Origin of the sequence: Pseudoalteromonas maris (assembly GCF_049257235.1) — a bacterium.
Lineage (GTDB): Bacteria > Pseudomonadota > Gammaproteobacteria > Enterobacterales > Alteromonadaceae > Pseudoalteromonas.
Genome location: NZ_JBMMUF010000012.1, coordinates 61664 through 85044, shown reverse-complemented (window position 1 = coordinate 85044; position 23381 = coordinate 61664). Strand labels below are relative to the sequence as shown.

28 protein-coding genes are annotated in these 23381 nt (G+C 44.7%); 4 read left to right on the top strand and 24 right to left on the bottom strand.

Features of this window, described 5'->3' with window-relative positions:
- Positions 1–316 precede the first annotated feature (316 nt).
- From rplQ to AAEU32_RS14485, 19 genes are all read right to left on the bottom strand, one after another.
- A complete protein-coding gene (gene rplQ, locus AAEU32_RS14575; protein WP_105200316.1) occupies positions 317–718 on the bottom strand; it encodes a 50S ribosomal protein L17 in 402 nt (133 codons plus the stop codon).
- A gap of 40 nt (positions 719–758) precedes the next feature.
- The gene (locus AAEU32_RS14570) at positions 759–1745 is read right to left on the bottom strand and encodes a DNA-directed RNA polymerase subunit alpha (protein ID WP_105189428.1); all 987 of its coding nucleotides are present in this window, start codon (positions 1743–1745) and stop codon (positions 759–761) included.
- A gap of 24 nt (positions 1746–1769) precedes the next feature.
- Entirely contained in the window at positions 1770–2390 is a 621-nt protein-coding gene (rpsD, locus tag AAEU32_RS14565) for a 30S ribosomal protein S4 (protein WP_421971260.1), read from the bottom strand.
- Between the two features lie 21 nt (positions 2391–2411).
- Positions 2412–2798 (bottom strand): 30S ribosomal protein S11, encoded by a 387-nt coding sequence (gene rpsK, locus AAEU32_RS14560; RefSeq protein WP_022943956.1) that lies wholly within the window; start codon positions 2796–2798, stop codon positions 2412–2414.
- 13 nt (positions 2799–2811) lie between these two features.
- Positions 2812–3168 carry a 30S ribosomal protein S13 gene (gene rpsM, locus AAEU32_RS14555; protein ID WP_105189430.1) on the bottom strand — a complete coding sequence of 119 codons (357 nt, stop codon included), beginning with the start codon at positions 3166–3168 and terminating at the stop codon, positions 2812–2814.
- A 128-nt stretch (positions 3169–3296) separates the two neighbouring features.
- Positions 3297–3410 (bottom strand): 50S ribosomal protein L36, encoded by a 114-nt coding sequence (rpmJ, locus tag AAEU32_RS14550; RefSeq protein WP_002959476.1) that lies wholly within the window; start codon positions 3408–3410, stop codon positions 3297–3299.
- A 22-nt stretch (positions 3411–3432) separates the two neighbouring features.
- Positions 3433–4761 (bottom strand): preprotein translocase subunit SecY, encoded by a 1329-nt coding sequence (gene secY, locus AAEU32_RS14545; protein ID WP_421971259.1) that lies wholly within the window; start codon positions 4759–4761, stop codon positions 3433–3435.
- Between the two features lie 11 nt (positions 4762–4772).
- Positions 4773–5207 (bottom strand): 50S ribosomal protein L15, encoded by a 435-nt coding sequence (gene rplO, locus AAEU32_RS14540; RefSeq protein WP_105189432.1) that lies wholly within the window; start codon positions 5205–5207, stop codon positions 4773–4775.
- Positions 5208–5212: 5 nt separating this feature from the next.
- Entirely contained in the window at positions 5213–5392 is a 180-nt protein-coding gene (rpmD, locus tag AAEU32_RS14535; protein WP_105189433.1) for a 50S ribosomal protein L30, read from the bottom strand.
- A gap of 6 nt (positions 5393–5398) precedes the next feature.
- On the bottom strand, positions 5399–5905 hold the full coding sequence (gene rpsE / locus AAEU32_RS14530) for a 30S ribosomal protein S5 (RefSeq protein ID WP_421971258.1): 507 nt from the start codon (positions 5903–5905) through the stop codon (positions 5399–5401).
- A gap of 9 nt (positions 5906–5914) precedes the next feature.
- On the bottom strand, positions 5915–6268 hold the full coding sequence (gene rplR, locus AAEU32_RS14525) for a 50S ribosomal protein L18 (protein WP_347391979.1): 354 nt from the start codon (positions 6266–6268) through the stop codon (positions 5915–5917).
- Between the two features lie 9 nt (positions 6269–6277).
- Positions 6278–6811: a 50S ribosomal protein L6 gene (gene rplF, locus AAEU32_RS14520; RefSeq protein ID WP_421971257.1), complete on the bottom strand. Its 534-nt coding sequence runs from the start codon at positions 6809–6811 to the stop codon at positions 6278–6280.
- Positions 6812–6823: 12 nt separating this feature from the next.
- Positions 6824–7216 carry a 30S ribosomal protein S8 gene (rpsH, locus tag AAEU32_RS14515; RefSeq protein ID WP_421971256.1) on the bottom strand — a complete coding sequence of 131 codons (393 nt, stop codon included), beginning with the start codon at positions 7214–7216 and terminating at the stop codon, positions 6824–6826.
- Positions 7217–7237: 21 nt separating this feature from the next.
- On the bottom strand, positions 7238–7543 hold the full coding sequence (gene rpsN / locus AAEU32_RS14510) for a 30S ribosomal protein S14 (RefSeq protein ID WP_105189438.1): 306 nt from the start codon (positions 7541–7543) through the stop codon (positions 7238–7240).
- A 10-nt stretch (positions 7544–7553) separates the two neighbouring features.
- The gene (gene rplE / locus AAEU32_RS14505) at positions 7554–8093 is read right to left on the bottom strand and encodes a 50S ribosomal protein L5 (RefSeq protein ID WP_105189439.1); all 540 of its coding nucleotides are present in this window, start codon (positions 8091–8093) and stop codon (positions 7554–7556) included.
- A 15-nt stretch (positions 8094–8108) separates the two neighbouring features.
- Entirely contained in the window at positions 8109–8423 is a 315-nt protein-coding gene (gene rplX, locus AAEU32_RS14500; RefSeq protein WP_105189440.1) for a 50S ribosomal protein L24, read from the bottom strand.
- Between the two features lie 10 nt (positions 8424–8433).
- A complete protein-coding gene (gene rplN, locus AAEU32_RS14495; protein ID WP_105189441.1) occupies positions 8434–8802 on the bottom strand; it encodes a 50S ribosomal protein L14 in 369 nt (122 codons plus the stop codon).
- A gap of 317 nt (positions 8803–9119) precedes the next feature.
- The gene (locus AAEU32_RS14490; RefSeq protein WP_421971255.1) at positions 9120–11051 is read right to left on the bottom strand and encodes an AsmA family protein; all 1932 of its coding nucleotides are present in this window, start codon (positions 11049–11051) and stop codon (positions 9120–9122) included.
- A gap of 109 nt (positions 11052–11160) precedes the next feature.
- On the bottom strand, positions 11161–11700 hold the full coding sequence (locus AAEU32_RS14485) for an acyloxyacyl hydrolase (RefSeq protein ID WP_421971254.1): 540 nt from the start codon (positions 11698–11700) through the stop codon (positions 11161–11163).
- A 189-nt stretch (positions 11701–11889) separates the two neighbouring features.
- On the opposite strand from AAEU32_RS14485, the gene AAEU32_RS14480 reads away from it, so the two are divergent.
- Together AAEU32_RS14480 and AAEU32_RS14475 are read left to right on the top strand one after the other, a co-directional pair.
- Positions 11890–12423, top strand: a complete 534-nt coding sequence (locus AAEU32_RS14480; protein ID WP_421971253.1) for a GNAT family N-acetyltransferase — start codon at positions 11890–11892, stop codon at positions 12421–12423.
- A 99-nt stretch (positions 12424–12522) separates the two neighbouring features.
- Positions 12523–13689: a hypothetical protein gene (locus tag AAEU32_RS14475; protein ID WP_421971252.1), complete on the top strand. Its 1167-nt coding sequence runs from the start codon at positions 12523–12525 to the stop codon at positions 13687–13689.
- A gap of 482 nt (positions 13690–14171) precedes the next feature.
- On the opposite strand, the gene AAEU32_RS14470 is transcribed toward AAEU32_RS14475, so the two are convergent.
- Together AAEU32_RS14470 and AAEU32_RS14465 are read right to left on the bottom strand one after the other, a co-directional pair.
- Positions 14172–14642 carry a hypothetical protein gene (locus AAEU32_RS14470; RefSeq protein ID WP_421971251.1) on the bottom strand — a complete coding sequence of 157 codons (471 nt, stop codon included), beginning with the start codon at positions 14640–14642 and terminating at the stop codon, positions 14172–14174.
- Between the two features lie 108 nt (positions 14643–14750).
- Positions 14751–15980 (bottom strand): TMEM143 family protein, encoded by a 1230-nt coding sequence (locus AAEU32_RS14465; RefSeq protein WP_421971250.1) that lies wholly within the window; start codon positions 15978–15980, stop codon positions 14751–14753.
- A gap of 365 nt (positions 15981–16345) precedes the next feature.
- On the opposite strand from AAEU32_RS14465, the gene AAEU32_RS14460 reads away from it, so the two are divergent.
- Positions 16346–17026 (top strand): TorF family putative porin, encoded by a 681-nt coding sequence (locus AAEU32_RS14460; RefSeq protein ID WP_421971249.1) that lies wholly within the window; start codon positions 16346–16348, stop codon positions 17024–17026.
- 74 nt (positions 17027–17100) lie between these two features.
- Here the strand turns inward: AAEU32_RS14460 and AAEU32_RS14455 are convergent, their stop codons facing one another.
- Positions 17101–17988: an aldo/keto reductase gene (locus AAEU32_RS14455; protein WP_421971248.1), complete on the bottom strand. Its 888-nt coding sequence runs from the start codon at positions 17986–17988 to the stop codon at positions 17101–17103.
- A gap of 70 nt (positions 17989–18058) precedes the next feature.
- Here AAEU32_RS14455 and AAEU32_RS14450 point away from each other — a divergent pair, with 70 nt between their 5' ends.
- Positions 18059–18889, top strand: a complete 831-nt coding sequence (locus tag AAEU32_RS14450; protein WP_421971247.1) for an endonuclease/exonuclease/phosphatase family protein — start codon at positions 18059–18061, stop codon at positions 18887–18889.
- 5 nt (positions 18890–18894) lie between these two features.
- On the opposite strand, the gene AAEU32_RS14445 is transcribed toward AAEU32_RS14450, so the two are convergent.
- Together AAEU32_RS14445 and AAEU32_RS14440 are read right to left on the bottom strand one after the other, a co-directional pair.
- Positions 18895–22479 carry an ABC transporter permease/M1 family aminopeptidase gene (locus tag AAEU32_RS14445; protein ID WP_421971246.1) on the bottom strand — a complete coding sequence of 1195 codons (3585 nt, stop codon included), beginning with the start codon at positions 22477–22479 and terminating at the stop codon, positions 18895–18897.
- A gap of 9 nt (positions 22480–22488) precedes the next feature.
- The gene (locus tag AAEU32_RS14440; RefSeq protein WP_421971245.1) at positions 22489–23373 is read right to left on the bottom strand and encodes an ABC transporter ATP-binding protein; all 885 of its coding nucleotides are present in this window, start codon (positions 23371–23373) and stop codon (positions 22489–22491) included.
- Positions 23374–23381: the final 8 nt, after the last annotated feature.

Sequence of the window (23381 nt, the reverse complement as noted above, 5' to 3'; positions counted from 1 at the left end):
CTCAACCAACTCGTCGTATCGCTTGTTTGTAAGCAGTCCGCCGTGTCGGTGGATGCGCATTATAGGGAGATTCGATTTCGACGCAACCCCTTTTTTAAAGAAAATTGCTAAAAATGGATCGTTTGAACAAAAATAAACCTAAAGTGGCCATATTTAACACTTAACGATCTAATTTAGATCTTATTTATTACATTTAAAGCATTAAATAAGATAAGAAGAGATACATATATAGCTATATATAGAAGAGAGATATTTTATTTTGGCCATATAAAGAAAAAGCCGAGCATAAGCTCGGCTTTTTGTGTCTTTTTAAGACTTACTCTGCAGACTGCGCGTCTTCTTGAACTTCTTCGGTCGCAACTGGGCGATCTACTAGTTCAATGTAAGCCATTGGTGCGTTGTCGCCAGCACGGAAACCACACTTCAAAATACGAGTGTAGCCACCAGGACGGCTTTCGTAGCGAGGACCAATCTCGCTGAACAACTTACCAACAACTTCTTTATCACGCGTGCGAGCAAACGCTAAACGGCGGTTTGCAACGCTATCAGTCTTAGCCAGTGTGATTAAAGGTTCAATTACACGGCGCAGCTCTTTCGCTTTAGGCAATGTTGTTTTGATGATTTCGTGCTTCACCAAAGAACCAGCCATATTGCTGAACATCGCTTTGCGATGGCTGCTGTTACGGTTTAATTGACGACCACTCTTACGATGGCGCATGACCCTATCCTTCTAACTAAACTAAATATAGTGATTTAGATTACTCAGCTAAGCTTGCTGGCGGCCAGTTTTCTAGGCGCATGCCTAGAGAAAGACCACGTGATGCAAGCACGTCTTTGATCTCAGTTAGAGACTTCTTACCTAAGTTAGGTGTTTTAAGAAGCTCAACTTCGGTACGCTGAACTAAATCACCGATATATTGAATTTGCTCGGCTTTCAAGCAGTTTGCTGAACGAACTGTTAGCTCAAGATCATCAACTGGACGAAGCAGAATAGGATCGAATTCTGGCTTCTCTTCTTTCTCTTCTGGCTCAGAAACATCACGTAAATCTACGAATGCTTCTAATTGCTCAGCAAGAATAGTTGACGCACGGCGGATCGCTTCTTCAGGATCTAAAGTGCCGTTCGTTTCCATATCAATGATTAACTTGTCTAGGTCAGTACGTTGTTCAACACGTGCTGATTCAACCGAGTACGCAATACGCTCAACCGGACTGAATGATGCATCAAGCAACAGACGGCCGATTGGACGCTCATCGTCTTCAGAGGATACGCGGCTAGAAGCTGGTACATAACCACGACCACGCTCAACACGAATACGCATGCTGATCTCGCTGTTATTTGTCGTAAGGTGACAAATTACGTGATCAGGGTTAGCGATTGTTACGTCGCCATCGTGCTGAATATCTGCCGCAGTCACAGGGCCTACACCAGATTTAGTCAGGGTAAGAAAAACTTCATCTTTACCTTCGATGTTAACTGCCAATCCTTTCAGATTTAGCAAGATTTCAATGATGTCTTCTTGTACGCCTTCTTTCGCGCTGTACTCATGTAAAACGCCATCGATTTCTACCTCAGTAACTGCACATCCAGGCATAGATGACAACAGAATACGACGTAGTGCGTTTCCTAGAGTGTGACCAAAACCACGCTCCAATGGCTCAAGAACCACTTTAGAACGAGTTGGGTTGATAGCGTCGATATCGACTAACCTTGGTTTTAGGAATTCGGTTACAGAACCCTGCATTTTATCCTCTCTTAACTCTTAACTTTACTTCGAGTAAAGTTCGACGATTAGTTGTTCGTTAATGTCCGCAGACAGATCAGAACGCTCTGGTAGGCGCTTGAAAGTACCTTCCATTTTCTTACCGTCAACTTCAACCCAAGTTGGCTTTTCACGTTGCTCAGCCAATTCTAGAGCTGCTACGATACGCGCTTGTTTCTTAGACTTCTCACGGATTTCAACCTGATCTTCAGGAGAAACGTTGAAAGAAGGAATGTTAACAACACGACCATTAACCATTACCGCTTTGTGGCTTACTAGCTGACGTGCTTCAGCACGCGTGCTTGCAAAACCCATGCGATATACAACATTGTCTAGACGTTGCTCTAGAAGCTGAAGTAGGTTTTCACCTGTGTTGCCCTTAAGGCGAGCAGCTTCTTTGTAGTAGTTACGGAATTGCTTTTCAAGGATGCCGTACATACGACGAACCTTTTGCTTTTCACGTAGCTGTAGACCGTAGTCAGATAGACGACCCTTGCGAGCGCCGTGCTGACCTGGTGCAGTTTCAAGTTTACACTTAGAGTCGATAGCTCGTACGCCGCTCTTAAGGAACAGGTCAGTACCTTCACGACGACTTAGCTTGAGCTTAGGGCCCAAATATCTTGCCATGTTCTTTCTCCTAACCTATTGTTATACGCGACGTTTCTTCGGTGGACGACAACCATTGTGTGGAATTGGCGTCACGTCAGTAATGTTGGTGATACGGAAACCAGCAGCGTTCAATGCACGTACAGCAGACTCACGGCCTGGACCTGGACCTTTAATGAAAACTTCTAGGTTCTTTAAACCGTATTCTTGAGCAGCAGTACCTGCACGCTCTGCAGCTACCTGAGCAGCGAATGGAGTTGATTTACGTGAACCACGGAAACCTGAACCACCTGCTGTTGCCCATGAAAGCGCATTACCTTGACGGTCTGTAATAGTAACAATAGTGTTGTTGAAAGAAGCATGAACGTGAGCCATACCATCAGCAACTTGCTTTTTTACCTTCTTACGACGAATTGGTGCTTTAGCCATAACTTACCCCACCTTATTTCTTGATAGGCTTGCGAGGACCCTTACGAGTACGCGCGTTAGTCTTAGTACGCTGACCACGAAGTGGTAGCGAACGACGATGACGTAAGCCACGGAAGCAACCAAGGTCCATAAGACGCTTGATGTTCAAAGTAACTTCACGACGAAGATCACCTTCTACAGTGTACTTGCCAACTTCTTCACGAAGTACGTCAAGTGTTTCGTCAGAAAGTTCACCGATTTTTGTAGTCTCGGCGATACCAGTCGCAGCTAAGATCGCCTTAGCGCGAGTTTTACCTACACCATAAATTGAAGTTAAACCAATAACTGCATGTTTATGATCAGGAACGTTAATGCCAGCTATACGGGCCACTAACACATCTCCTATTTTTAAGTTTGGTAATCATCTTCTTGAAAAGCCCGTAAGGATACTCAAGCGATAACCAAACTACAATGAAAAACACAGGCCGAGTAGGATACTCAGCCTGCATGACTGTTTAATTAGCCTTGCCTTTGCTTGTGCTTAGGCTCACTGCAGATCACACGTACTACACCAGCACGCTTGATTACTTTGCAGTTACGGCAGATTTTCTTAACGGAAGCACGTACTTTCATTACTCAACTCCGTAAACCGACCTTATCGGCCATAGCCTTTAAGGTTTGCTTTTTTCAGCACAGAATCATACTGATGTGACATCAGATGGGTCTGTACTTGTGCCATAAAGTCCATGATCACAACAACGATAATCAAAATTGATGTACCGCCGAAGTAGAATGGCGTTTGCCATGCCATTGTCATAAACTCGGGCACCAGACAGATAAAGGTAATATACAATGCACCTGCCAATGTCAGGCGTGTCATCACTTTATCAATGTATTTCGATGTCTGCTCACCTGGACGAATACCTGGAATAAATGCGCCAGACTTCTTCAGGTTATCTGCAGTTTCACGCGGGTTGAAAACCAACGCAGTATAGAAAAAGCAGAAGAAGATAATAGCTGCGGACAATACTATCGCATACAGAGGCTGACCTGGAGTCAACGCTGTAGAAATAGCTTGTAGCACATCAGCTAACGGACCTTCACCCTGGCCGAACCAGCTTGCAATTGTACCAGGGAACAGAATGATACTACTAGCAAAGATTGGTGGAATAACCCCAGCCATGTTAACTTTTAACGGCAAGTGTGTGCTTTGAGCTGCATATACTTGACGACCTTGCTGGCGCTTCGCGTAGTTAACAACGATACGACGTTGACCACGTTCGAAGAACACAACTAAGTAAGTTACGCCAATTACGATTACCGCAATCAACGCTAGTATCAAAATATTCAATTCACCTTGGCGCGCCATTTCGGCTGTCGAACCAATAGCAGACGGCAGGTTAGCTACGATACCAACAAAAATCAGTACTGAGATACCGTTACCGATACCACGTTCTGTAATTTGTTCGCCCAACCACATGAGGAACATACACCCGGTTACTAAGCTCACTACAGCAGTGAAATAGAAACCAAAGCCTGGGTTAACTACTAACCCTTCCATCATGTTCGGTAAACCAGTGGCAATACCGATAGATTGGAATGTAGCAAGCACGAGCGTACCGTAACGCGTGTACTGGCTAATTTTCTTACGCCCTTGCTCACCCTCTTTTTTCAGCTCTATCATCGCAGGATGTATGTGCGTTAATAGTTGCATGATAATCGAGGCCGAGATGTACGGCATAATACCCAGTGCAAGCACTGAAGCACGCTCAAGCGCACCACCACTGAACATGTTGAACATCTCAACAATGGTGCCCTTTTGTTGCTCGAAGAATTCGGCAAGTACAGCGGCGTCAATCCCAGGGATCGGCACGAATGAACCTAGACGGTAAATGATGATAGCACCGAGAACAAATAGTAAACGACGCTTCAATTCCGCAAGCCCACTTTGTGCACTTTGCATATTTTGACCTGGTTTAGCCATAAAGTACTTCCTTACTCTTCTACCTTGCCTCCGGCAGCTTCAATCGCTTCGCGTGCACCTTTGGTCACTTTAAGACCTTTAACAGTTACCGCGCGTGAAACTTCGCCAGATTTTACTACTTTTACGAACTGGATGTTCTTCTTAACCAGACCAGCTGCTTGTAACGCGTTTAGATCTACCACATCGCCTTCAACTTTAGCGATTTCGAATAGATTTACTTCAGTAGACGCAAGCGACTTACGTGAAGTGAAACCAAACTTAGGTAGACGACGTTGCATAGGCATTTGACCGCCTTCAAAACCAACGCGTACTTTACCGCCTGAACGTGATTTCTGACCTTTGTGACCACGGCCACCAGTTTTACCTAGACCAGAACCAATACCACGACCAAGACGTTTCTTAGGTGTTTTAGAACCTGCAGCAGGAGAAAGTGTATTCAAATTCATTCGAATTACCCCTCAACCTTAACCATGTAAGAAACTTGGTTGATCATACCACGTACTGAAGGCGTATCTTCTAGCTCTACAGTGTGGTTGATACGACGTAAACCAAGGCCACGTAATGTAGCTTTATGCTTCGGTAAACGACCGATAGAGCTACGTACTTGAGTTACTTTTACTGTGTTTGCCATGGTGTCTTACCCCAAAATCTCTTCAACGTTAAGACCACGTTTCGCAGCAATTGCTTCTGGAGATTTCATGTTCTCTAGAGCAGAAATTGTTGCGCGAACAACGTTGATCGGGTTAGTCGAACCGTAAGCTTTTGATAATACGTTCTGTACACCAGCTACTTCTAGTACTGCACGCATCGCACCACCGGCGATGATACCAGTACCTTCTGATGCAGGCTGCATGTACACTTTAGAACCAGCGTGACGACCCTTGATAGGGTGCTGAAGTGTATTACCTTTAAGCTCTACGTTGATCATGTTGCGACGTGCTTTTTCCATTGCTTTTTGAATAGCAGCTGGAACTTCACGTGCTTTACCATAACCGAAACCTACTTTACCTGCGCCGTCACCAACTACAGTTAGTGCAGTGAAGCTAAAGATACGACCACCTTTAACCACTTTAGACACACGGTTTACCGCGATTAGCTTTTCAGCCAAATCAGGCTGTTGTTGCTTTGCTTCTACGTTAGCCATTGTCTACTCCTAGAATTGCAAACCGGCTTCGCGCGCTGCATCTGCTAGCGCCTTCACACGGCCGTGATATTTAAAGCCACTGCGGTCAAAAGCGATACTTTCGTTAACGCCTTTTTCAGCCGCACGTTCAGCAACTGCTTTACCCACTGCTTGCGCAGCTTCGATGTTGCCTGTGCCTTTAACTGTTTCAGCAATTGCTTTTTCAACAGTAGAAGCAGCAGCCAGTACACTACCTTCTGCGCTAATAACTTGAGCGTAGATGTGACGTGGCGTGCGGTGGATAACAAGGCGGATTTTGCCCTGTTCAATAAAATTTCTACGAGTGCGTTTAGCACGACGTAGACGAGCTGTTTTCTTATCCATCGTCTTACCTTACTTCTTCTTAGCCTCTTTACGACGCACGTGTTCGTCAGCATAACGTACACCTTTACCTTTATAAGGCTCTGGCTCACGGTATGAACGAATGTTCGCAGCAGTTTGACCAACTAGCTGCTTGTCTGCGCCCTTAACAACGATCTCAGTTTGACTAGGAGCTTCAATAGTGACGCCCTCTGGGATCTCGAAGTTTACTGGGTGTGAGAAGCCTAGAGTTAAATCTAGAACTTTACCTTTTACCGCAGCACGGTAACCAACACCAACAAGTTGTAGCTTCTTCTCGTAACCGTCGTTCACACCAACAATCATGTTGTTGATAAGTGCACGAGCAGTACCAGCTTGAGCCCAAGCGTTAGCAACGCCTTCAACTGGGTTCGTTTTGATTACGTTCTCTTCGAATGAAACTTCAACAGCCTCGTGGATCGTACGGCTAAGTTCGCCGTTCTTACCTTTAACTGTGATGTCCTGGCCTTTTAGCGTTACTTCTACACCGGCTGGAACATTAATAGGTGCCTTTGCTATACGCGACATAGTCCCCTCCGATTACGCTACAAAGCCAATGATTTCACCGCCAACGCCAGCACTACGTGCAGCACGGTCAGTCATTAGGCCTTTAGAAGTTGATACGATAGCGATACCTAGACCACCCATTACCTTAGGTAATTCGTCACGTTTCTTATAGATACGTAGACCTGGGCGACTAACACGCTGGATGTTTTCGATTACAGCTTTGCCTTCGAAGTACTTAAGTTCGATAGAAAGCTCAGGCTTAGCACCTTCAGTTACAGAGTAACCAGATACATAACCTTCGTCAGTTAGCACTTTAGCAACTGCTATTTTCAGCTTTGAAGATGGCATTGAAACAGAAACCTTCTTCGCAGTCTGGCCGTTACGGATACGTGTGAACAAATCCGCAATAGGATCTTGCAAGCTCATTGTCTTACTCCCGTGATTCTATTACCAAGAAGCCTTTTTAAGGCCAGGAACTTCACCGCGCATAGCTGCTTCGCGTAGTTTGATACGGCTTAGGCCGAACTTACGAAGGTAACCATGTGGGCGGCCCGTGATGTTACAACGATTACGTTGACGTGCAGGGCTTGAATCACGCGGAAGGCTTTGAAGCTTCAGAACCGCGTCCCAACGCTCTTCATCTGATGAGTTAACATCGCTGATGATAGCTTTAAGTGCCGCACGCTTTTCAGCGTACTGTGCTACTAGTTTAGTGCGCTTTGCTTCGCGCGCTTTCATTGAATTCTTTGCCATAACCCTACCCTTATTTCTTGAATGGGAAGTTAAACGCTTCTAACAACGCACGGCCTTCATCATTCGTTTTTGCAGAAGTAGTGATAGTGATATCAAGACCACGAACGCGATCTACTTTATCATAATCAATTTCTGGGAAGATGATTTGCTCACGTACGCCCATGCTGTAGTTACCGCGACCGTCAAAAGACTTAGCGCTTACACCACGGAAATCGCGAATACGCGGGATAGCGATTGAAACCAAACGCTCAAAAAAGTCCCACATACGCTCGCCACGTAGGGTTACTTTACAACCAATTGGGTAACCTTCACGAATCTTAAAGCCTGCAACTGACTTGCGAGCTTTAGTGATTAGAGGCTTCTGACCAGAGATTGCTTCTAGGTCCGCAACAGCGTTTTCTAGAATTTTCTTGTCAGCTAGGGCTTCGCCCACACCCATGTTTAATGTGATCTTTTCGATCTGAGGGACTTGCATGACAGAGCTATAACCAAACTTCTGTTGAAGTTCTGCTACTACTTTGTCTTTGTATACTTCATGCAGTTTCGCCATCTTCTACTCCAACTATTAAATAGTTTTACCAGTAGATTTGAAGATACGCACTTTCTTGCCATCTTCAAACTTGAAACCCACACGATCTGCTTTACCCGTTTCCGAGTTGTAGATCGCAACGTTTGATACGTCGATAGACGCTTCTTTCTCAACAATACCGCCAGCTTGGTTCAACTGAGGAACAGGCTTTTGGTGCTTCTTGATAAGGTTTACGCCTTCAACAAATACTCGACCAGTTTCAGTTACAACTGAAAGCACTTTACCGCGCTTACCTTTGTCTTTACCGGCTAGTACGATTACTTCGTCATCACGACGGATTTTTGCTGCCATGATCGACTCCTTATAGTACTTCTGGTGCTAGTGAAACGATCTTCATGAACTTTTCAGTACGAAGTTCACGAGTCACAGGGCCGAAGATACGAGTTCCGATTGGCTGTAGGTTATCGTTAAGGATAACTGCAGCATTGCTATCGAAACGGATCAAAGAACCGTCTGGACGACGAACGCCTTTTTTGGTACGCACAACTACTGCGTTTTTAACATCACCTTTCTTCACTTTACCGCGAGGAATAGCTTCTTTAACAGAAACCTTAATGATGTCACCAACCGATGCGTAACGACGGTGTGAGCCGCCAAGGACTTTAATACACTGCACTTTGCGAGCGCCGCTGTTATCAGCAACGTCCAGCTGAGTTTGCATTTGGATCATTTTAGATGCTCCGGTGTAGTTTCAACTCGCCTTAATTCGTTTAAAATTAAGGCATTAAATATCTTTTCCGCTCAATAATCAGGCGATTTTTATGTCACTTGACTGCTGAGGGCGGGCAATTGTATCAGCAATGACGCGCAAAAGGTAGGCTAATTTTTAATTAATTTAAGGGGCAATGCCCTGTAACTACTTAGCAATTTAGTAAAACGAAGGTGAATGCGGGCATCACATTTACCAAATTTCACTGCGGGTCAATTGTTTATAAAACAAACAGGGCGCATGAGGCGCCCTGCTAGTAAAAGTAAATATGGGGTCAATTATCCACCAAACAAGCCTTTGAGTTTATCTTTGACCTTATCTTTCACTTTTTCTTTGGCTTCTTCTTTGGCTGCGTCAGCAACATCTAGCTTTATACCCACATCGTGGAAAGGACCCTTGATGCGCATTGGGATTTTAAAACCGGTGCTATCGTCTGATGTTCCTTGTCCTTCAATAGAGTCAACAATGCCTGTCACTAGGCGGTAGTTCACGTTCGTTGCAGGTAAGTCAACCGTACCTTGACCACTGACACGGATCAACGGGCTCAACATCGACAAGTCTGCATTGGTACCAACGCCTTTAACAAAGGTCATGGTGCCAGTCAGCGCTGTAAAGTCGGTTTTTTGCGATTCATCATAACCCGTGTTTAGGCCTTCAGAGAGTGCCGCGGTATTGCCTGAGAGCAACTCTTTGGCCTGGCGAACAAGCTCCGCAACGTTTGCGCCTTTTACTGCACCATCGGCAAAATTAAAGCCTAACGACCCCGCCAATGCGCTCACAAAGTCTTTCTGACTCTGGCCCTGTGTAGTTAATTGCCACTGTAATGAGCCCTTACCCATTAACTTATCGAATTTAACCGCATCGGTAAGTAATGGTTGTGCATCTATACCTTTTAAATTGAAGCCCGTTTCTATTTTATAGGGTGCTTGTTTGGCATTGATGCTCACTTTGCCCTGCCCTTGCCCTTCATAAGCTTGGAATTTATCCATGCTTAAATTAGCAACAGCGTTTTGTAGCTTTAACGTAAATTGATTCGCACCCAGTGTAATATCGCGCGCTTGCAAACCACTTGAGCGCACCACAACATTCGCATCTAGCGCATTAAGTACAGATAAGTCGAGTTTAGTGTCATCCCACACAATAGGTTGCGCTGGCGCATCTTCAGCTGGTTGCTCAGGCGTTTCAATCGGGTCTGGAAGATATGGATTGAGGTCTAACATGCCTAAATCTACGTTGGCTTTGACCGCCAAACGGGCGCCTAAATTAACCGAGCTTGACCCTTCAATTGCCAACTTGTCTAATTTTGCAACCAGTTTAGAGATGCTGAACGTCTCGCCAGAGAACTGCATTGCACCATCAATACTAAACGCGTTAAATGCATTCTCTTTGGCATCAAGTGTAACGCCTTGCCATTTGGCTAACTCTTTAACTGAGTCACCATCGACGTGCAACTCACCTGTGATATTTTTACCTTGCTCGGCAATATCACCCTTAAACTTTACGTTAACCAGCTTTGATTCAATGGCGTTGGTTACTGAAAAGGTGCGCCCTTCAATGGCTTTAATTGGGTTATCGACCACCACATCAAGCTCAAAACGCTGCTCCATGTAGGTAATACCACCTTTAAGCTCTAGCGGCTTGCGCAAAGATTCTAACAACACAGCTAATTCTAAATCGTTGATCTGTTGCTTCGCCCCCGATTGCCCATCAACATAGGTGAACTGACCACCATAGATAGCCACCTCACCTAATTCAATATCAAAACTTTCCGGTAAAGAGATCTGCCCTGAAGATTGTTGCTCTGGCTGCTCTTGTGCCACCGAATCAAACAGCTGCCAGTTACCTTTACCTTGCGCATTAGTCTCAAGAAGAATATCTGGCTCTCGGATCACAAACTTATTAATTTTGACCTCACCAGAGAAAACTGTGCTCCATGGGATATGAATATCTAGCTGCTTCATAGTCGCCATTTGTGCACGTGAACCACCTTGCATATTGCTAAAACTCACATCATTGAGTTCAAGACGTAGTGACGGGAAGATAGCCAAGTCTTTGTCACCGCCGATGGTGAGTGTACGACCAGTGGTTTTCTCTACCTCCTCCGACACTTTGGTGAAGATAGCATCGACAGGAATAAAAAATGGGATGGCGATCAATAATCCGATGATCACTATCACGATAACGCCTAATACCTTAGCTAGGGTTTTCATGTTTAACCTCGTTCCTTTTAAGACAACAATGTTAGCATAACCTATTGGTTCTCTTAGGTCATTGTAGTTAAGTTTAATGAATCTATGATGATAGTTGTTTGCGTGTTACTTACCAGCGATACCCGACTTGTAATCCAAGACCGTCCACTCCTGGATTAGGCGGCGCCAGACCACCATTTGATGTATGTTGATAGCGCAAAGCAGCAAACACAGGGAGCTGTGCAAAGTCGTAGCGATAACTTGCGCTACTCATGAAGTGCCAACGACTTCCTACATAATGTGCATAGTAATAGTTGCTATCGACATACGTGGGCGCAAACTCGAATCTCAGTTGGCTTTGTTCAGATTGCCATACAGACCAATACAAACCTGCGGAGTAATATGACACATCTGAAAAATCAGCCCAGCCATAATACTTATCCAAGCCATGAAATTCCCCATACGTAAACACCCAACCGTCAGACCACAGAAATGATTCAGTGGTGTCGACGCTATAGGAAATGGCAGCCATGGTGTCATCGTCATTTGCACCGAGCGTATAGCCGCTAAACACAGCCACTTCGTCAGCTACAACCTGACTAATATTAAATGCAATCGCGCACAGCAGTACCGTTTGATAGGGTCCTGGTAGAAATTTATAAACTGACATCTTTCCCTTTAATAGTGAGCACTTAGAGGTTTATCGTGAGGGTAAAAGCATAGCGCATAGCATGCCCTTCACCTAGGGCGTTTTGAACTTTGAGGTATGAATTTTGTTCAAATCTACGCTTTTAATGCTAGGAGTGAGTTATAGTGCGCGCAAAGAGCAACACGCACGAGTATTTAGTAAGGATTTACAATGGATGTACTCATTGATACACCGCGCTTGCAAATGCGCCAATTTCGCATTGAGGACGCGCAAGCGGTATTTGATTTTAACGCCGATACACATGTCACGCGCTACACCGGCGATGCTGGATTAGTAAAAACCTTGGATGACGCTAAAAAAATCATTACCGACATATGGCTGCGTGATTATGCCAAGTATGGTTATGGCCGCTACGCCTTAATCCATAAAGCAGATCAGAAACTCATTGGCTTTTGCGGCTTAAAATACGACCCAGGGCACCCGGGCACTGATCTTGGTTATCGCATGTTACCAGCATATTGGGGGCAAGGTTTGGGTTTTGAAGCGGCTAAAGCAGCATTTAACTATGGCTTAGACACACTCAAGCTCAACCACATTATCGCTGAAGCTGATGAGAACAATATTGGTTCGATTAAGATCATCGAAAGACTAGGCTTTACCCTGTGCGACCAATATGAAAAATGGGGACACCCACTACTGCGCTATGAATACACTCGACCAACAAGCCAGTACAAAAATAAATAAACAAAAGTCAATATTGCAACGGCCCTCAATCTCAGTATGATGCACAGCCCCCCTGCCTGTGGGGCTTTGTTGTATCTAGTTAAGTGAGTTGTACTAAGCATGAAGAAGTTGCTGATTTCCCCGTCAAAAATGGCATTAGCCGAACAAGAAAGTTTGATTTATCAAAACATCCTAAAGCAGGCGACAGACATTAGCCTCAATCTTATGGCGGTTAAAGTTGAGAATCATCCCGACGATTTTCTTGGATGGGCATATGAGTTACTTGATGTGGTAACCGAGCGTCTTAACTTTGAGTTACTCGAACAATCACAACTACCGACCGTAAAGAAGTTGCAGAGCTTACTTAAAGAGGCCATCAGCTTTTTACAGTTAAAAACCCTGCGCATTGCCCCATGGCCTGTCATTTGTGAATACCTTACACAGAACAAAGCACGCATCTTGCTCGATGAACATCTGTCATTAATGGCCCATGTCAGCGGCATCAAAGATCAACCGCTGCACACGATGAGCAAAGAAGACCGATTAGCTTTTGCTGGGAAGCACTCAGCAGCACACGACCCAAGTGTGTATACCTTTGATGCCGAGCTATTCGCTAGCACTAAAGGCGCTAAAGCATTTCATCAACAACTCGATGATCAAGCCCACGCTTTAGATACCGCACTGGCGCACATTCCTCTTGAAGGCGAGGTATCAATTGAACACTACCAAGCATTCGTAATGGCGTATCTTCATGTGTTTGTAGGTAGCGAAGATAAACCCACTTTAGCACCTGCCACGCGCCTTCTTGCGATGCGCCGCCCAGACGTATTCACCCCCATCACCAGTGCAAAGACAGATGCTCTATGCTCAGCACTCAACATTGCTAAACTCACTAACCGCGATTTTGAACGTTACTGGCAAGATGTGGTGCAAACCATCTCACGCCTGCCTTGGTACACGATGGCCCATGCTGAGAGCGAACTAGAACAGCAACTCGTTCACATCAAGGCACTGCTGCCTTGCTTATTCTATCACTTTGATAAAGATGCCAACGAGCAATCAAACTATTTTAAACTTTTGCATAAACCAAAACGCAGTGCATCAAGCAGCGCTACCACAGGTAGAAAACGCAGCAAAGAATCTGCTGAGCAGTTAGTCGACCGAGCATTGGCACACGATGATATTCCAGAACACATTCGGGTAAAACGTGAATCGATAATCAAGGAAGTGGAAAAAGGCCGCAGTGTTGCCGACACCATTAGCTTGATGCGAGCAATTTTCGGATAGAGTTAATTAGCCGAAGCGCCGATATTCGCTTTTGTGGGTCAGGCTTTAGCCTGACAATTTGCTATAAACTCAACAAATTCAAACCATACAAAAGCAAGGCTAAAGCCTTGCCTACACCACACAAAAGTCCCTTGTGGGGCAGGCTTTAGCCTAAAAACATTAATTCAACTGTGTGGTAAACGCTTCATGGATATGATTGAAGTGCTTTTTCTCGCACATTATCCAGATTTTTATTTATTGAGCTTTGGAGGCATATTGGCTGACGATTCCACTCCATGCATTCTGAAGCTCTGGAATTAACTTTTTAAATGCTGACTTCTCAGTGGATAGACGTAAATCATCAACTACATCCGACGTACTCCATACACTCGCATCATCACTTTCTTTGACTGTCACTTCAGCTAAACCATACAAGTACTCGGTGCGTACATCGAAGAACGCTGCGGAAACCGTCGTTGTAACTGTTATCTCTTTGTTCTTTCCTAGCTACATGAAATTTGCAACTCTCGGTTTTCCTTGGCAGCGATAGTAAGTGAGTAAGTGGACTCTTGTAAAAGCTCTACTACATCAGATTCTTCTAGATAAAAGAAAGAGATCGCTTGAACTATTGGAATTGCCGCCCTTTCCCTCGATTCGGTGATGTAATGCTTAAGTTTGGTTTGGCATTTATCTTTTGAAATTGACGTAACGGGTGCTTCATAGATAGCATGAAAATTAAGCTTATTATCTTTGCTAACTGACACTCTAAAATAAGTTTCAACAAACTCTTTATTTTGATTCAATGAATCTTCTCTAATTTTATCCAAGTTTATTACCATGAACATATTAAAGTTGTTCGCCAAAAGTTGAAGGTGGTTTGTTGGAGAACCAGCCAAGTCTGCTGAAATGGTCTTCGCACTCAGCGACAACACTGCAAAGCTACACGCAATAATAAGTATAATTTTCAATTTCATCGCTTAAAATCCTTTTATAACATTCAAAATGACTATGATTTTTAAACAATAAAACATCAACAAACCTAATATGCAAGAAAATAACAACTTCCATAGGGTTGAATATACTCAATACAAATTATCCCAATAATCATCTAGGATCTTGCTCGCTTCAGGTAATGAGCGAGCACTGTAGCGCCCATCAGTGCATTGCACTAGGTTCATGCGAACAAGCTTCTCGAGGGCGTCGGTGACGTCAAAATCAAGGATGCAATTGTGTGTCTGTGCAAACCATTGCTCGATTTGCTGATCAATGTGCTCCTCGCTCAATCCTTGGTTATCTGCATTGAGTAAAAAGGTATATGCCAATATAGCTTCTTTACAGTCTTCTTCCTCGGCTGCATCGACGAGCGTGTGAAACACACCCGCATTGTTATCGAGATTCTTAAAATAAAGGTTATCGGAAAGCGCCTTCATAAAGCGGATTTTGCGGTTCTTAAACTTGGTCCACTCTTTAAAGATAAAACTTCCAAACACGCCCATACCAATGCCAAACGTGATCAAGTGCTTCTTGGTGATTTCGACCTCTTGGTCGTTCAACCCCAACCAAAACGCCAATAAAGAAGCGAGCAACACAATGGATGCACCAAGCTTGGTGACTAACACTACGATACCACCTATGGCCGCAGAACCACCGATAACGACTTTATCAATGGGGCGCATGCGCACTTCGCTGTTAGGAAAGAGCATTTCCAAGTCGGCTTTAGGCACATTCTGGAACAACTTGATAATGGTAGAACCTGGCGTAAAACCTAACGGCTCCTTCTTTTTATTAGCAAAGTGTTCAGCGTCTTTGAACGTGATATAGACGGCCACTCTATCATAATTGGTGAACGTCACCTGCTTTTTACGCAACCCCCAAAAGCTACGAAGGGTCTCAGTCTTTTGTGTTTCACCGCGGCGATAAAAAACCATTTCTTCAAAGTCATCAAAGGTGACTTCCAGTCTTACCTTGAACAACGACTCTTCGCTGAGTGCATTTTGCAGGTCTTCATCAGTGACTTTTTCGAAGTTGGCGCTATCAAGTAAATCAGCAAACTCGTTTGCAAAACGGGCTCTGCATTGCGCTTTCTCTTGCGCTGAGGCAGCGAGCAATATGCGGGTATCACCTTGCGCATCAAACGCGGCGAAGTTATCTTTGAGGCTTTCAAGTTGCTGGTGATACTCAAAATGAATTCGATTCACTAATAAAGCGCAAAACACAGAAAATTGCGTTTTATCAATATCTGCCCCTAGGCCATCTGCGCACAGCGCGATGATGTCCTTTTTACGAAATGGAATAAAACGGTCGCCAGACATAAGTGTAGTTAAATTAAGTACAATCTAGGTTTATCTTACCTGATCATGCCAATTTCAAAAGGGTCATCGCCCAACTTTAACGCTAAAAGCCTCTTTTTAACTCTCCTAGCGTGCACTGAACATCACCATGTAGTTCAGTTATGCATACAGGCTGATATAACTCGGTGCAAGCGCATAAAATATGCACCACCAAGGTGCAGATGGCGAAAGTGCACGTACTCGCCACTCTTTATCGGTTATATATAAGCTATTGATTATTAACATTTTATATTCTTATGGCTGATTAATTTTCGACCTTGGCACAGCCTTTGCGATACAGAGTGTGTAACACAGTTTACATAGCAAAAATTAACAGGAATGAGACTATGAACAAAAACAAACTTGCAAAGGCGATTGCGTTAGTCGCTCTGTCAGTAGCTCCACTTGCGAGCCAAGCGGCCGTAACTGCCAATGTTGCTGCTACTTCTAACTACTACTGGCGCGGTATCACTCAGTCAGCAGACAGCGCAGCGGTATCAGGCGGTGTTGATTACGCAAACGACAGCGGTTTTTATGCAGGTACTTGGATTTCCAACATCGACTTCGGCGATGAAGCAAGTACTAGCTATGAAATGGACTTTTACGCAGGTTTCTCTGGCGAGGCTGAAGGCATTGGTTACGACGTAGGGTACATCTACTACGCCTATCCAGATGCTGCTGGTGACATTGGTTTTGGTGAGTTATACGGCTCTGTAAGTTGGGAGTGGCTAAGCGCTGGCGTTAGCTACCTAACTAACGCTGAAGATGATGCTACAAGCGAAGAAGATATGCTTTATCTTGAACTCAATGCGGCGTTCACAATTTTAAATGACACTGAACTTGCGTTTCACCTGGGTCACTCTAGCGGTGATACAGTGCAAGAGTGGTACGGCGAAGACGACAGCTATCTCGATTATGGCGTGAGCATCAGCAAGTCTGGCTTTACGTTTGGTCTATTACAGACTGACCTAGATGCCGATGACGACTTAAAAGCATACGTATCATACAGCTTAGACTTTGAGCTATAAGCAGCTCAAAGTCACATCTGCATTCATAACATCTATTGTTGCTGCAAAACCGGGGCCGAAAGGCCCTTTTTCTTTTATGGTACCGGGTGCCCTTTAGACGCTTCCCAAATGCGATACCACTGCTCTCGATTTAATCTTAAGGTTTGAGCATCCACAGCACTGCGTACTCGACTCATGTTACCCGTACCCAGCACAATGGCGGGTTTACTTGGATGCATAAGTAGCCAAGCGTACACCACTTGATCGATGCTTTTTGCACCAACCTCTTCACCCACTTGGGCTAAACACTGTTGCAACCGCTGCGCTTTTGCATCATCGCCTGCAAATAGTCGCCCTCCAGCAAGCGGAGACCAAAGCATAGGCGTTCGATTCAGCTGTTGGCACTGATCCAGCGTTCCGTCATCCAATGCCTGCATGTTATGGGGCGAAAATTCAATTTGGTTAGTCACCAAAGGAAAATCAAGACGAGATTGCAGCAAAGCAAACTGACTTGCAGTAAAGTTCGATACGCCGAAATGCAACACATCACCTTGGCGTTTAAGTTGCGTGAATGCCTCAGCCACTTCATCCGCATCCATCAAGTAATCAGGGCGATGAATAAGTAAGCAATCTAGGCGGTCAGTATGAAAGTTTTTTAGCGACTGCTGGGCACTATTGATAATATGCTCACGTGTGGAGTTATAGTGATTCACATGTCCCGGAACCGCCCTGTCACCTTGCTGCAATACGATGCCACACTTAGTGATAATCTGAATCTGATCGCGCACCGAAGGCTTTAACTTTAATACCTCACCGAACGCAGCTTCACATTGATACTGACCATAAATATCGGCATGGTCGGTGTCGGTGATCCCGAGTTCAATACATTGCTCTAGAAAATCGAGGTGTTCTTGTGGGCTACGCTGCCAATCCAGCATACGCCAAAACCCCATAACTAAGGGAGAGAGAGTCTTAACAGCCATACTTTGCATTCAAACATTTTTTTGTCACTATAACACAGCCTACCACCAGCAATTCAAGGATGTAGCACCTTTGCCCAGTCTCATCACCATGATTATCGTGTTATTTGTTGTTTGGCAGCAGTCAGTCCAACCTCATGAGACCCCAAACAACGTAAATACAGTGGAGCAGTGCGCGCAACTACTAACGCAACCATACGTGTCTGATAGCCAAGGCCTACCTCTGAGATTTACGCTCGTCAGTTGGAACATCTATAAAGCGGAGCACCCGCAATTGTTGCCTGATCTCAAAGAGCTCGCAGAAAAGGCGAACATACTAGTGCTACAAGAAAGTTATGACGACCCACACATCAACGCGCTCAAACCATACGCCTCATTTGCGCCTGGTTACAGAAGCTATCGCCAGCAAACAGGCCTTTCGGTGCTCAGCGATTGGCAGCCTCAGCTGAATTGTCGCTTTCATCAGCGTGAGCCTTGGCTGCGCACCCCCAAAGCATCCAGTGTTAGCCGTTACCCGATAGAATCAGGTGGCAGTTTATTGGTAGTGAACATGCATGGAATTAATTTTACCTTGGGGGTCAATGATTATCAGCAGCAACTAAAGCAACTAACTGATTTGATAGCTTTACATCAGGGGCCGGTTATATTCGCTGGAGATTTAAATACGTGGAGTAACAAACGCGCGCAATTAATTGACCGAGAGCTCACTAAATTGTCGCTCGAAAAAGTCGACTTCACTCCAGATCATCGCACCACAGTATTTGGCTTGGCGTTAGATCATGTGTGGTTACGCGGGGTAAATATAGAATCGGCGCTCACACTGGAGCGCCAAAGTTCAGATCATAATCCGCTGTTAGTGTCATTGCGCATCACGGATATACACACTGCCGATGATACGCACTGACAAAGTTACAACTTCTTGATGTTATTGGCACTGTCCCTGTCCACCAACTTAACCAGTGGATCGACACCCGCGAACTTGGGTTTCTCATCTACCCACACCTCGATAGTGTTCTCACCAGATGTAAGCTCATGCTTTTGCAAATATAAGACAGTGTTAGTTGCACTCAGTTTTTCAGGATCATCACTGAACAGACCAATATCGACCAATTGTGCCATCGGCTGCTCAGTTTCATTACCTTCACCATCGGCGTAGGCTTTTTTCGCAGATACATTCAAGGTGACTTTATACTGACCTTGCTCGTTTGCCTGCTCAGCCACTTCCACATCTTCTACAGATAACTCAAACAAGGTAATACGCTTAAATTGGTCATCAATAAACTCTTGCTCCTTGTCATCAGCGCCAGACTTTAAGAATGCCAATAAATCTAATGTCGTTGGATACGGGTCTGCTTGATATTGGTATTGCTCAAGAAATGCTTTGAGAGCGTTATTGGTCCTTTCAACACCAATACGATCAGCAATGGCCATCATCACAATCGAACCTTTTTGATAGTGCAAATATTGCTGATTTTCAGAACGATAGAGCGGCATTTCTTCATAGGCTTCCAAAGTACGACGCTGAAGATAACGGTCTAGTTCATACTTCAAGAACTTACGTAGCTTCTGCTCACCATACTTCTGGCGCAACACTTGAATCGCACTGTACTGTGACAAACTCTCCGAGATAACAGCAGAGCCCTGCACATTTGCCGCGCCAACTTGATGCCCCCACCACTGGTGTGCCACTTCATGAGCAGTCACATAATAAGGTGCATTAATGTCGTCTGGATCGCGTAAATCAGTGATGAAACCAATATTCTCAGAGTAAGGCACGGTATTGGCAAAACTTTGCGCAAATGAACGATAGCCAGGGAACTCCAAAATACGCAGTTGCTTATGCTGATATGGACCAAATGCTTTGGTGAAATAGTCAATTGAATCTTTCGTTGCCTCAATCATGGTATCGACATTCCAGCCATGATCGCGATGATAGTACACCTCAATATTGATACCTTTGTGGTGCTCTTTTTTAACCTCAAGATCGGCAGACATAATGTTGTAGAAGTGCACCATCGGCGCATCCATCTCATAACGGAAGGTACGACGCCCCTGTTCTTTATCCACTTCCTCACGCTGCAAATAACCCGGAGCAATAGCAAACTGGTCGATGTCTGTTGTTATCGTGGCGCTAAAGTCGATAAAACCTACACCTTGACCAAAGAAGCTTTGGTTATAGTAATGGCTATCCTCTAATTTATTCGCACGCTCCAGCTGTGGTAAGCCGCGCTTACGACGCTCGTTGCGATCAGCTAATTGATAATTTTCGCGATAGCCGAATGCAGGGAACAATGAATAGTTATCGATAAAGGTGCCATTCTCCACGAGTTGAGTATCAAAACCATTGTTTTTGAAACCTTGATGTTCGCGCACTACCGATATTTCACCTGTTCGTGTTTCTTTAGGCTGCAAAGGAGTTTCAAATTCAAACCACCACGACTTAAAGTCTTTCAACTCTTCACCTAACTTGCCTCCTTCAAGGGTAACCGCCCATTGTGAAGAGTAACGTGGCTTACTAACCAAAAAGCGCGTGATAGGCTGACCACTGGTATTGGTAAACTCGATATCTGCTTTAGCAACAATGCGGCGCTGCGCAGGATAGATGTCAGCCGTAACGTCTACCTTAGTAACCGTCGGGATGGGCGCATCCTTGTACTGCACCAGCTGTTGCTCATATTGCACTTGTAAATCTTCAGTCTGATCTTTGGTTTGATACTCATTTATCACCCGGGTGTTGTTATAAATCCATGCTCCACTGGCAACAAACACAAGTAAGCCAAATGTGGCAATGAATTTACCCTTGCCCCCTAAGTGATAGCCAAGCAAACGCAAACGAGTCATTAGGCTTTGCTGCGGGCCACGGTGCCATAGCCCATATCCCAGCGCCGCGAGAATGAAGGTTAAGCCTAACCAATACACGTTATACCAGTGCACAGCTGTTAAGAAGTGACCGTAGGTATTCAAATCTGAGTATGGTGCCGCTGGCGAAGAGGCAAAACGATACATATGATGGCTAAAGCCATAATTACTGAGCACCATGTTAGTCGCGTAGTAAATGATAAACAGCAGCATCCCTACGTATTTGTTTGGGCTGATCACTTGGAAAAAGAACGCCAGCACTGTGGTCATAATCAGCGGCAATACAGTGAGGTATCCTAAACGAAATAGATACTGACCCAACTCAATATTAAACTGGCCCTTTATAAGCTGGTAGGTGATGGTGAACATCATGCCAGCGGTATAAAGCAAGATTAAGACTAAGCTGATAGCAACCAGCTTGGAGCCCCAAAAGACCAGGTTATGGGTTGGATAGGAGTCGATGATATCGCCAAAATTAGAACTGCGCTCGCGCCACACTACCTCAGCGCTGTAATACACCAAGATAATAACCATAAAGATGCCCATGACACCGTTAATCAGTGGCACCATCGCTTGAGTTAGCGGCCAGTTAGAAGTGCCATACCATTGCCCAGGTACCAACAGCGGCGATATCAACATAAATAAGGTTAACGCCGCTAAAATCATAAACGGCGCACTAAAAATCACTTGGGTAATTTCAAAACGAGTGCGCAACCAGAACTGACTGCCAGTGCTGATACGCTTAGCTCGTACGCTAATATTATTTGCCAGTGCTTGCTGTGCCATCTTCAGCATAGAAGCAGAAGGTGTGAGTGGCTTTTTGTCCGCTTTTGTATTTTGAAAACCGGCTTTGAGCCCGAACGCAGCAAACGCGATGATGCTAGCAGTTAACCAAATAAGACGGTTGTATAAAAGGTTTCCTTCAAGGGCAAGTGTTTGCGTTTCTTTCTCTGATACAGTCCAATAACGTGTGGCATCCATAAACGCGCCAAAGCCAAATGGGTCCAGCAGTGCTGCCCATAAGCGAAACTCAGGTCGCTCAAAATAGATAGACACGATGTTGTAACCGATGAATAAAATTACAGCAGCGATATACACCGCCATCATCGTGCGAAAGCGCAAGGCAGCAACATGGCAACTTACCGATAACACAAACAAGGTAGGCACTGCCAACAGTAAAAAGGGTTGTACATAAAACGAGAGGCTATTGGGCGCTAGTAACTCGGGATTGAGCCAACCGACCAATGAGCCAAACCAGGTGCCAAGAAAAACGCCCAATGGTACAAAGGCAAATACCAAGGTTGTGACTATAAATGCCCCAAAAAAACGCCCAATGTGATAACTTTTTTCATTAATAGGTTTGGAGTAAACCAGCTCGGACATGCGCTCACTTTCATTGCGAATTGTCGATGATGCAATAAAGTTCACCACTGCAAACAAGCCAAAAATCAGCATAACCGCAATCACCATCATAATGGTGTATGGGCTATTAGCATTAACGTTACTGCCCCCTATTTGCACGTTGTCTGAGACTGTCGCTAAAAAAGAAAGCAAGAAAAACAATAGGCTACAAACATAAAATGATGGCTGGCGAATAAAATAGCGCAGCTCAAAGGTCAACATTTTTAACAGCATAACCCCTCCTTAGGCTGAAACTGCTTGGCGCTGCTGATGCAACGTCGAAAAGTAGACATCTTCCAAGTTACTTGCCACAGTTTCGAAGCCTTCAGGCGCGTCATCTGCAAATACATGCAAAATAGTATTCCCTGCAAATAAGCGCTTGGAGATCACTGGCAACTCCTGCTCTAACTCTTGCACCTCTTGTTGCGTGGTGACTTCTCTGCGCCATATACGGCCATTGAGCTGTTGCGTTAAATCGATAGGGTTGCCTTCGAGTAAGATTTCCCCTCCCGCCAACACTGCCATTTTTGGACATAACTCACTAACATCATCAACGATATGAGTAGATAGGATCACTACTTTTTGCTCACCCAAACTGACTAATAGATTATGAAAACGGTTACGCTCTTCTGGGTCTAGGCCCGCTGTTGGTTCATCAACAATCAACAAGTCAGGATCACCGAGCAAGGCTTGAGCAATACCAAAACGTTGGCGCATCCCCCCAGAAAAACCGCTGACAGACTTTAATTTGTGTTGATACAAGTTGGTGTGGGCGAGCAAGCCATCAACCACTTCTTTACGCTCTTTAGCATTGTCTAAGCCTTTAAGAACGGCCATGTGGTCAAGCAAGTCGTATGCGCTGATACGCGGATAGACACCGAAATCTTGTGGTAGATAACCTAAACGGCGACGAATTTCTTGAGGCTGTGTAAGCACATCTATACCATCAAAATTAATACTTCCGCTGTCTGCACTTTGCAGTGTTGCGATAGTACGCATCAGTGATGATTTACCTGCGCCATTTGGGCCCAATAAACCAAACATTCCTTTGGGTATTTCTAAGTTCACGCCTTTAAGCGCCTGTACACCATTGTTATAAGTTTTGCTAAGGCCTTGAATTGTCAGCATGAGTTTGT